At 47.0% G+C, this 11,434-nt stretch carries 5 protein-coding genes; 3 read left to right on the top strand and 2 right to left on the bottom strand.

Going from position 1 to position 11,434, the window contains the following annotated elements; genetic code table 11:
- Window positions 1-152: 152 nt before the first annotated feature.
- Both P0M28_RS10960 and P0M28_RS10965 read left to right on the top strand, forming a co-directional pair.
- Window positions 153-1,025 carry an AraC family transcriptional regulator gene (locus P0M28_RS10960; protein WP_302209945.1) on the top strand — a complete coding sequence of 291 codons (873 nt, stop codon included), beginning with the start codon at window positions 153-155 and terminating at the stop codon, window positions 1,023-1,025.
- A 338-nt stretch (window positions 1,026-1,363) separates the two neighbouring features.
- The gene (locus P0M28_RS10965; protein WP_302209946.1) at window positions 1,364-3,586 is read left to right on the top strand and encodes an efflux RND transporter permease subunit; all 2,223 of its coding nucleotides are present in this window, start codon (window positions 1,364-1,366) and stop codon (window positions 3,584-3,586) included.
- A gap of 154 nt (window positions 3,587-3,740) precedes the next feature.
- Here the strand turns inward: P0M28_RS10965 and P0M28_RS10970 are convergent, their stop codons facing one another.
- Entirely contained in the window at window positions 3,741-5,339 is a 1,599-nt protein-coding gene (locus tag P0M28_RS10970) for a bifunctional GNAT family N-acetyltransferase/carbon-nitrogen hydrolase family protein (RefSeq protein ID WP_302210881.1), read from the bottom strand.
- A gap of 147 nt (window positions 5,340-5,486) precedes the next feature.
- On the opposite strand from P0M28_RS10970, the gene P0M28_RS10975 reads away from it, so the two are divergent.
- Window positions 5,487-5,912, top strand: coding sequence for an OsmC family protein (locus tag P0M28_RS10975; protein WP_302209947.1), 426 nt, complete (start codon window positions 5,487-5,489; stop codon window positions 5,910-5,912).
- Window positions 5,913-6,045: 133 nt separating this feature from the next.
- Here P0M28_RS10975 and P0M28_RS10980 read toward each other — a convergent pair whose 3' ends face one another.
- The gene (locus tag P0M28_RS10980; protein WP_302209948.1) at window positions 6,046-11,226 is read right to left on the bottom strand and encodes an alkaline phosphatase D family protein; all 5,181 of its coding nucleotides are present in this window, start codon (window positions 11,224-11,226) and stop codon (window positions 6,046-6,048) included.
- Window positions 11,227-11,434 lie beyond the last annotated feature (208 nt).

Genomic DNA, 11,434 nt, shown 5'->3' on the forward strand with positions numbered 1-11,434 from the left:
CGCTTTATAACACTATTTTGTCAAATACTACCGATTAGACAATTGATAACCTGATATTTGTACTAATTTTATCAAAAAATCAGCAATTAACGTTTTTTTTGATAAAATTAGTGCTAGATTCCAACACTATTTTATCTCCTGACCGCTCTAAAATGAAGACCATTGTTGAAAAGTGGACTACTCCCAACCAGTATTCGTTCGTTAGCAAGCGATACAATGTAAAAACCGACTTCGTACGATCTCCCGAAATTTTGATGCGAACGCACGCCGAATACGAAATTTCGGTACTGACCAATTGTAGTGGTAAGCGGTTTGTTGGAAACACTATCGAGAATTTCACCGAATGCGATTTGTTTTTAATTGGGCCCCATCTGCTGCACGCGGTTCAGCCCGATGACTTCGAGCGAGGCGATGTGATTACCGTCCGTTTTCTAAAAGAAGGTTTTGGTAGTGGCTTTTTCGATCTTCCCGAAAATGAACATATTGCTTGCCTACTACACGAGGCGCGGCGGGGAGTGGCCTTTGCCTCCGCCGATGTTCCTCAGCTTTATCAGAAACTACAGGAAATGGTTTCACTCACCGGATTCGAGCGCATGATGGCCTTCTTTCGCCTGCTTCATCTGATGGCGCGTAACCCCCACCGGCGGGTGCTCTCCAGCAATGGGTTTTCTCCGCTTATCAACCCTAAAGACCACGAAACCGTAAACCAAACCTACGAATATATCGTCAACCGATTTGCCGACCATCGAATTACGCTAGGTGAAATTTCGGACTACGTAAATATGTCTCCAACGACATTCTGTCGCTACTTCAAAAAGCATTTTCGCAAGACCTTCACCACTTTCCTAAACGAAGTAAGGGTAGGACATGCTTGCAAGATGCTTCAGCAAACCAATAAAACTGTAGCTGAGATTGCTTTCGCTTCAGGGTACAACCAACTGACACACTTTAATCGGCAGTTTAAACGTGCGGTAGGATACAGCCCTACTGCCTATCGGAATAACCTTTCTCAACAAATTACCTGATAATTACTACAAATGGAAAAGCTTCACCAGTAACAGCTTCCTTCTCACTCTACTCCTTTACAAAACCCCCTCGCCTTTGCGGAAGCTAGTGATACGGAAATATGGACTTGGTTCAAGCGAGGTCATGAATAAAAAAAAGCATCCAAGATTTGTTTTCTAAGGTTCCAGACCCACGGGTGGTGAACCGTTGTACCTGCAAGCTGTCAGATATTCTCTTTATTGCTCTGAGTACGCTGATCTGCAATGGGCTAATAAAAATAGCTCTTCTGAAGGGTGGCGTTATTTTGATAAACGTGAATCGGCCAGTAACTTCGGCCCGCGCCCTATAAAACTCAAGTATGCGATTTTTTCAGAGATACCGTTGGCTTTGGCTCGGTTTGCTTATTCTTAGCGGTAGTTTTTTTTCACCTTTCCTTCCCCATGCCCTACAGATTACCAATGCCATAGAGTCTTGGTTTGTAGAAGACGACCCGCTGCTACGCACGTATCAGGACTTCCAACAGTCGTTTGGCAGTGATGAGGTAATTACGGTCATTATCTATGACACTGCTGGGGTGATAAATCAGAAAATGCTACTGGCTATGCAAGAAAGCATCGGTGAGATGAGAGAAATAGAAGGAGTAGAAGAGGTGTATTCCCTGACTAATGCCCGCACCTTTAAGCTTTCTGCTGGTCGTTATTTCATCTCTGCCTTACCCGACTCCCTACCGGAAGCCTCCCAGTTTTATGATTCGCTAGCGAATATTTATCAGTCAGCTCCCTTAGTTACCGGAAATTTTATCAATAAAGAAGGAAGCAGTCTACGGCTTATTGTCCAGTTGGGACTGCTGGCGGACATACAGCACCGCATGGATGAAATTGTAGATGGTGTAGAGAAGGCATTGTTAGCGTATTTTCCAGAAGAAAACGTATCAATGGGGGGCAGTTCGGTCATTTACTCGGGCCTCAATAGCCTCACCCAGCGGGATTTTGCGCTCTTTTTGGGAGGTGGTGTTGGTCTGATTATGCTGTTTTTGTTTGTTCTCTACCGAGACTTCTATGTGATTATCTACAGCCTGGCTACGTTTTTTCTGGTGCTTTGGCTGGCGTTGGGTATTTATGGTGCTCTGGGTTATTCACTCAACTTGGTTTCTTCTATCGCTCCTGTTCTGTTGACCATTGTTAGTTTGCTGGATATTATCCACATACTCAACCACTACAAGGCACAGGGGCAGCAAGACATTGTGCCAGCTTTAAGAAGGGTGTGGTGGCCTTGTTTGTTTACTACTCTTACGACGGTAGCTGGTTTTGCTTCCTTCTTGTTCACTCCTCTTTCTATCTTACAGCAGTTTGGCCTTTTGGTAGGAATCGGCCTCTCACTGGCACTGGTAGTGAGTTTTGTGCTGGCGTTTCTTTTCCTGCCCCTCATTAGCTCCGAAAAGTCAAGCCTGGGAATACGGGTAGAAAGTCAGCTTTTGCGGTTGTTTAGGTTTTCGGTAGAAAAGAAATACGCCATTTTAGGTTTTTACCTGATGGTTGTGATAGGTCTGGGGTACGGGATCAGTAAGATTGAAGCCAATACCTATACCCTGGGTTATTTTCCCACAGGGCATCCGGTAGTAGAAGACCATCAGGATATTTTACAACGCTGGGGTCAGTATTTTCCCATAGACTTAATGCTCTACCCGAAGGATTCTATGATGATAAATAGCCCTAAATTGCTCATTAAAACGGCGGAATTTGCCCAGCGGGTCACAGATATTAAAGGCATTGAGAGCGTCGCCGGCTTTCACGAACTCTACCTAAGCACGCTGCCAATAATTTATGGTCCCATGTGGCGTAATCGTCTGAAGCCCCAGTTAATCGATCGTTATACCGCACAGGCTCTGGAGCAAGACAGTAGTCTGGTGAGGCGGTGGCTGCCTCCCGATGAAAAAAAAGGGCGGCTTATCCTGAGTGGAGATGTTGTCAGTACGAACGAACTCAATGTGATGTTGTCCCAGATTCACGCATTGAGCCAGGAAGTGTACGGCAGCACGGCAGACTTGCGACCTACTGGCTATATTCCGCTGTATGCCGGCATTGTGGGTTATGTCGTCACTTCCCAACAGCGTAGCCTCGCTATTGCTTCAGGCTTGGTGTTCGTTTTTTTGCTGCTGATGCTCAGGGGTAAGGTATTGCTTGGCTTGGCTGCATTTTTGACCAATCTGCTACCGGTTTTACTGATTCTGGGCGTTATGGGTCTGGCGGGTATTTCGCTGGACATTGCCACCTCCTTGATTGCCGCCGTAGTATTGGGTATTACCATAGACGATACCATTCATTTTGTGTACCATTACTACCTGGATCGTGAGCGGCTCCCGCATCGCAAGAATATGGAAATGACCATCCGGCAGGTGGGTAAAGCAATCTTAGTGACTAGTCTGCTACTAGCGGGTGGCTTCGGACTCATGGTATTTGCCTCGGCGGTGCCAGTACGCTACTTTGGGATATTGATTGCCACGGCAGTGAGTGGGGCTTTGCTTTCATTCACCACTTTTTTACCGGCACTCATGGATATTTTATTCGGGAGCAAACGCTAGATTGGTAGTTCCACCGCAGTACAACTCAGGTCACCTTGCATTATTTCCCGCCTTCTACTGCATGACTATTTCAATTATGCTAATAATTGGGTAATCGTTTGGTGAAAGCTAATCAATTTCTTTACTGGAGAACTATAATTTGCCTAGAAGCACTTCAAAATTGCACCTTCTCCTCCATTGCTTGCCCACTTGCTTTCTCATTTACCTTCTTCTTCCGCATAATTACTTCGTAGAGGTCTTTACGGCGTTGCTGGAGGTTACGGACACTGCCTTGGGTGCGAAGCTTTTTGAGTAACTCTAAATCCAGGTCAGTAATGAGGGTAGTTTCGGTGTTGGGAGTGGCTTCGGCTACTACCGCATCGTGAGGAAAGGAAAAGTCAGACGGAGAGAATACGGCAGATTGGGAGTATTGGATGTCCATATTTTCTACGCGGGGCAGGTTGCCTACACTACCCGTAATTACTACGTAGCATTCGTTTTCAATCGCCCGGGCTTGGGCACAGCGACGAACCCGTAAGTAGGCATTCTTAGTATCCGTCCAGTAGGGTACAAACAGAATATCCATCTTCTGGTCAGCCAGAATGCGGGACAGTTCGGGGAACTCTACGTCGTAGCAAACCAGCACTCCTACCCGTCCGGCATCGGTCTCAAATACTTGTAAATTATTTCCGCCTTGCAATCCCCAGTAGCTCTGTTCATCAGGAGTGATGTGAAGTTTATACTGACTATCTACATTTCCGTCGCGGTGCAACAGAAAGCTAACGTTGTACAGCTTATGATCTTCATAAACCGGCATTGAGCCAGCAATAATATTGATATTGTAGGTAATAGCCAGCTCCTGCATTTTATCGCGTACCGGGTCGGTATACTCTGCTAAGTGGCGCACCGCATCTGAAGAGGACTGAACATCTTCGGCCAGAGCCATCAGCGGGGCGTTGAAGAACTCAGGAAATACTACAAAATCGGCGGCGTAGCTCGATACCGTATCTACGAAGAACTCCATTTGTTGAAACAAATCTTCTAACGAAACCACCCGACGCATCTGCCACTGCACTGCGCCCAACCGAACCACCGATTTAGTACCGCCAATCAACGGCTCAGACTCATCTTCGTAGGCAATATTGATCCACTCCAGCAACGTGGCGTACTGCATGGAGCTTTTATCTTCGTGGGCGTAGCGAGGTATTAGCTTACGCACGTGAAAATCGTTCGCCAACTGAAAAGTCAGTACTGGATCGTAGATTTCCTTGTTCTTCACCTCTTCCAGATACTTGCGGGGAGTAAGCTTATCGCGATGCTCTCGGTAACCGGGAATTCGTCCGCCGACAATGACTGCCCGGAGGTTCAGGTTTTCGCACATTTCTTTACGGGCATCGTAGAGGCGACGACCGAGGCGCATATCACGGTACTCGGGATCAACGAACAGATCGGTTCCGTAGAGTGTGTCGCCTTCGTCATCGTGAGTATCAAACTTACCACCGCCAGTAATCTGCTCGTAGGTATGGTTATCACCGAACTTGCTGTACTTAACAATTAAGCTAAGTGCCGCCGCCACAATTTTTCCATCCACTTCAATACCAATCTGCCCTTCGGGAAAAACTGAAAGCTGATTTTGAAATTCCCGTTTTGTCCACGCCCCTCCAGCATCCACGTACACCACTTGCATAATGCACTGAATAGCTTCATAGTCGCTAATTTCTAGCGTTCGCAGTTTAAGTAGATGCTGTTCTATTGTTTTTTTATCCTTGTTAATCTCCATAAAAGTAGTAGTCAATTGGCAGTTACTATTTTTAACCTTAACTATCGGTTTATACCAACAATAATGTTTCCAGTCTATTAACCTTCCGCCGACTTTTGGGTTGTCAGGAAAACGATTCTTTTACGCTAAACTATTACAACTATGGCCGTAAGAAAAGCAAATGCCCAATGGCAGGGCGGACTGAAAGAAGGAAAAGGGAATTTATCACTTGGAAGCGGAGCCTTTACAGGAAACTACAGCTTTCTATCTCGATTTGAGGAAGGTAGCGGGACTAACCCTGAAGAACTAATTGCAGCAGCCCACGCTGCCTGTTTCAGCATGGCCCTTTCGGCGGGATTGGAACAAGCTGGCTATCAGCCCGAATCCGTAAAAACAGAGGCAAAGGTGAAACTAGTCCAGAACGATGGTGGATTTGCCATTACCCAGATTGATCTGGTGAGCGAAGCCAAAATTCCCAATATCAGCGAAGACGACTTTCAGCAGCAGGCGAAAGGGGCTAAAGAGAACTGTCCAGTTTCTAAAGTACTTGCTGGAGCGGAGATTACTTTGGATGCAAAATTAGTGTGATGGTGTTCGTGTGCTAAGGTGTTCATGTAAACCTGAAGAGAAAAACACTTTAATCTAGTTGTAGGATTTGTTAAAAGCTAAAAAAGACCATCCTCTCGCGAAGATGGTCTTTCTCTATTTCTATCGAGTGATGCTACCGAATTACCCGTAGAACCTGGCGTTCTTCACCCAATTGCGCCTGAATCATATACACTCCGGTCGGTAAACTGGAAATATCCAACGAGAAGTTTACTTCGTTATCCGGTGGAGTATTGAATGATTGCGTAGATAGTGGAGTGCCGTATTGATCCATGATAGCAACCTCTACCCGAGCCTCTGGATGATCTATTACCTGAAGGTTGACTTCCGAAGCACCTGGATTCGGCGAAGCTTCTAGGTATATCCCAGAAGTATTCATCGCTTCAGCCGGTGGTATGAGCACCTGATCAATTACGTGGGCTACGCCGTTGCTGCCCAATACGTCAGGGGTAATGACGGTAGCATCATTTACTTTTACCATTCCATCCGCAATGCTAATCTTTACCGAACCATACTGCCGAGTTTCAACTTCCTGACCATCAGAAAGATTAGCCGCTCGTAGTTCTTCTCCAATCACTATATGGTAGCGAATAACCTCTCTTAGTACTGGCGTAGGAATTTGTCGTACGTCGGTCAATCCCATCTCCGCTAAGAGTGCCTCAAAAGCAGCGTTGTTGGGCGCAAATACGGTAAATGGCCCTTCGCCCCGCACGGTAGAGAGATAGCCTACCTGTCGTAGAGCGGTAGATAGAATAGAAAAATCATCATTAGCCCGAACAATTTCTCCAATAGTCTCTCGCTCTACTACCTCAAACGATACTTTTAGGGAGGTCCCAGGAAGCCCCGTAGCAGTTCTTCCCGAATAAGGAATAGCCGACAATACGTAACTATCCAACTCAAACCGTCCGGAGCGGTAGTCGCCTTCATCATCTCCAAATAAAGCGTAAGGAGCCGCATTTTGAGGTTGAATTGTATCTCCGTCCAAGGTGAATTGTACACTCTCCGGATGTCCAGCTACTTCCGCCCGGACATTGATCTTATGCGGTAACTGGGCTAAGTCTAGTACATCGCCATCGTTTATTTCCATAATATCTTTATCCGTACGGGCACTTACCAACACGAACTTCGTAACATTCGCTACGGGAACTAGCACTTCATCAATGGCGTGGATCACTCCGTTACTGGCATCTACGTCCGGCAAAATAATATTCACTCCGTTTACGGTAAGGCTTTCGGTATCATCCTGACTAATCACTACGGCAAGCCCCTGCGCGGTTTCGTACTGCTCACCCGGCATCAGGTCAACTGCGAACAATTCAGTAGGAAGCACATGGTAGAGTAAAATTTGAGTGAGAACATCTACCGGAACTTCATCCAAACTCTGGAAACCTAAAGCAGCAATAGCATTCTCAAACGCAGCATTAGTTGGCGCAAATACGGTGAAAGGACCTTCGGAAGAAAGGGTTTCGGCTAATTCTGCTTTTACTACCGCTTCTACCAATAGACTAAAGCGTTCATCTCCTTGAGCGATTTCTACAATTGTTTGTCCCTCACTACCACCGTCAGCATTCAGGTTGATAATACGAGTATCTTCCGCCACTGGAGTTTCTTCTTGGGCGAACGGTTCATCGGAGAAATTCGCTAGTAGGTATTCGGCTAAAGCATCTTGCTCAGTGCCCGGATCGGCAAAGGTAGCTTGCCCCGCATTAGCCAAGCTATCTAACACATCAGGTAAGTCAACGCGGTTTTCGCCCAGTTCAGGGTACGGGTAGCCATCGCCCCCTCCGGCTAAGAAGTTCAGTGTGACGATACGAATTTCACGATCAGCATCGCCTACTACCTCGCCATTCTCAGCGATGGTATCTTCTACGTTTCCTTCTTGGTCAATGACCTCTACCATTTGCACCCAGTTACCTACTTCTTGGGTAGCATCAAAGCTAAACCGTACTCCCGCTACCTGCGGAAACTGACCGGGCGTAGCGCCGGGTTCGGAGGCTGACACCGCGTACTCTAGCACCGCCAGCAAGTCAGTTGCCGACAGCGTTAATAACGATAAGCTGTTGTTGAACCGAAGTGTATTCACAATATCCAGTTGAGAGATGTCTCCCTCCTGCTTACCCGATTCGGGATTCGCTTGGGGCGGAGCAAATTGTACATTTCCTCCTCCCAGATCAACCAATTCACCAATCGCAGCCCGAATACCGCCCCCGTTTCTAAGAGAGACTTTTACACTGGCATCAAACTGCTGGGCAGCCACTAGGGCAGCATCGGCGGTAAGGTTGCCTAAGTTGGTTTCTTCGGTGCGTACTTGCGCCCGTCGACCGTCGAGATATACACTGGTTTTTCCTACGATAACTCCGTCTTGCTCGTTTACGATGGTCTCTACCGAATTGGTCAGCCGCTGAACCAGCTCACCCTTGGTGCCATCAGCAAACGGATCTTCGGTTTCCCATAGTTCACTCACTACTTCTTCTACGGTAGCGTAGGCTCCGCTCATTTCGTTTTCTAACGAACTTTCTACCAGTACTCCTTCGCTGGTAAATTCAATCAGTAAGCGACCTACGTAGCTGTATTCACCGTCAGTTCCTACAACTACGGCGGGGTCACCGTCAGCATTTTGGGTGACGAACGGATAAGCTTCTTCAATTTCATCACCACTGCGGAGTACGTCGTCTTCCTGAGCGAATAGCACATCGGAACCGCCCGCAATCACTACATCCACTCCCGAAAGTAATCCGACCAGTTCTTTCTCTAAAGCAACCTGCTGGAGATGAGTCACTAGTACAATCTTATTAATTCCCTGATTCGCGAGCGCATCAATCGTTGGCTGTAGCACCTCGGCTAGAGCGGGCATATCGTTTTCGGTGGGGCCTAGTACCTCTACTCCTCCGGTAGAAGAAATGGATTGTACAATCTGGGTCGTTGCCCCAACGATGCCCACGGTCTCACCATTAAATTCAACGGTGGTAGCTGGAGCAAACTTCGGGGCTGCTGCGGCAGCATCTAAGTCATCGGGAGCTGAGATGAATGCACCACTTGGTTGAATCTCACTAGTGAATAATCCACCCAAATCGCTATCACCGCTGAAATCAAGATTAGCTGATAAGTACGGGAACTGTGCTCCTAGCCAACGAACATCGGCTAAAGTGGTACCGCGAATATCCGTTCCTACAATATCTGAAAAAGCGTTGGTTCCGGCATCAAACTCGTGGTTGCCCACCGCCGAAGCGTCAAAACCGATAATATTCATGATCGTAATATCCAACCGTCCGGGGGTTTCCCGAATGTTAGTCAACCCGGGTTCGTTGTACAGTTCTTGGTAAATTTCCTGAAACACGGGACGTAAGCTACCGTCGCCGGCTGCTCCAAAGAATGGGCCCGGAATGTAGTTATCACCGCCAGATATGGTCAGTGTATTTTCTTCTTCCTCTAATCGGTCAACAATAGCCGCAAAGTTAGGCGCGTTGTCAATCGCTTCTACTCCCCCTTCCAAATCAGAAGCGTGTAAAATTTGTAGCGTAAAGTTTTCATCGCGCATCGCATCGGGAGCCAGTGAGGGCGCATCGGCTTTAGACGCGCTCTCTTCGCCTTCGGTCAAATAATTATTATCGGCATCGGTACCCCAGGCGGAAGCAAACTGCTCCAGTGAGTTAGGTTCCAAGATGGTTTCTACAAAGTACCAGTTGGCTTGGGCACGCTCTTCCTTCACGTCTAAAATGAAGTAACCATGTTGATCCAGATCGGTGTACTGCATGTGCGGGTTTGGATTGATACCATTGAGTGGAGTACCGGGGACAGTTAGCGGCTTGTTAATCTGAAATTCAAACCCGGCAGCACCTTCTACTCCCACATTCTCATCAAAGTTAGCCGAGTTCACACTGGGGGTAGCAAACTCTACGGCAACCGAGCCTTGGCGGGTAGCTGGGTCGTAGGTAGGAGTTACCGGAACCGGGGCTTGCCCGGCAGCAGCAATGGTAGGATCGTTACCACTCAGTGGGGCGGGTTGACTCGTAACATCATAGGCAAAAGTAGAGTGAAAGTCACCCGTGAGCACTACTACATTGTCTAAAGAATTATCACCGATAAAATTGATAATTTCGTCCCGTTCGGCAGGGTAACCGTCCCAGATATCTAAGAATATACTTTCAATGCCGTCAGGAGTAAAGCCACCGTCGGGGTCGACCCCTGCCCACCAAACATTGAAAGGTGAGAATATGACCTGGTTACCGATTACTTTCCACTTAGCGGTAGAGTTTTGTAGCTGATCAAACATCCATTGCTTCTGGGTATCGCCTAGCATAGTTCGATCGTCGCTGTACAATTTGGCATCGGTAATGCTCATACCTTGAATATCACGCTCTTCCAGGCGGGTATCTAGCATAATCAAATCCATCAACTCACCGTACTGAATGGTGCGGTACAAAGGAATCTCGTTCAAATCACCCCGAATCGGCATCCACTCGGTGTATACTTGTCTGGAAACTGATTTCCGTTCATCCCACGAGCCTTCTTCATCGGGCTGGTGATTTTCCGCTCCGTCTTCGTAAGCATCATTCGCCGACTCATGGTCGTCCCAAATGGTGATGAATGGGTGCTGTTGATGCGCCCGACGTAAATCAGGATCGAGGCGATACTGAGAGTAGCGGGTACGATAATCCGCCAAATTCACAATTTCTTTATCGGGCAAATGTCTCCGCTCACCAGAATCACGCAACCCCGCATCACCGTAAAAATCTTCTCCGGTGGCCGAATATTCATAAATATAGTCTCCTAAGTGGATTACTGCATCCAAATCAGCCCGATCAGCAATACGTCCGTAGGCACTAAAGTAACCCGCTTGGTAATTACTACACGAAACCACGGCAAAGCGAAGATGATCGGCAGAACCGCTGGGGGTGGTTCGAGTACGACCAATGATGGAGGTTTTGTCCATCGCTTCAAATTGGTAGTAGTAGGTAGTGTAAGAAGCCAGCCCGGTCACGTCCACCTTCACAGTATAGTCGCGGGAAGCGTTAGTCATCAACTGACCTTCTTGTACCACATTGGTAAGCTCTGGATCAGTTGCCATTTTCCAAGATACTTCAATATCCTGATTGGTATCTTCCCCTTCCGGGGTAATACGGGTCCAGATAATTACGCGGTCAGCCAGCGGGTCGCCTGAGGCTACGCCGTGATAAAAAGGGGCTAATGCGAGATCATACGTCAGGTTCTGAGCATTTATTTGAAAAGATACGAGGGCGGTTCCTAGTAAAAGTAGGTATGCCCAGCATTTTCGGAAAAATACAGGTGTAAACATAAACGGATAGATTGTATAGAATGAAGTAAAACTACTCCCTTCAACCTACTGCCATTGCTTTCGTTGTTATCGAATTGTTAACTTTATGTCAATAAATGGTAATAGTCATTAAAACTAAAGGTCTGACGAAGGGAAAATTGTAATTTTGGCAAATATATTCTTGGTAGCATATCTCAAAAAAGCTATTCCAATACGATTGAAATAGCTT

Origin of the sequence: Tunicatimonas pelagia (assembly GCF_030506325.1) — a bacterium.
Classification (GTDB): Bacteria; Bacteroidota; Bacteroidia; order Cytophagales; family Cyclobacteriaceae; genus Tunicatimonas; species Tunicatimonas pelagia.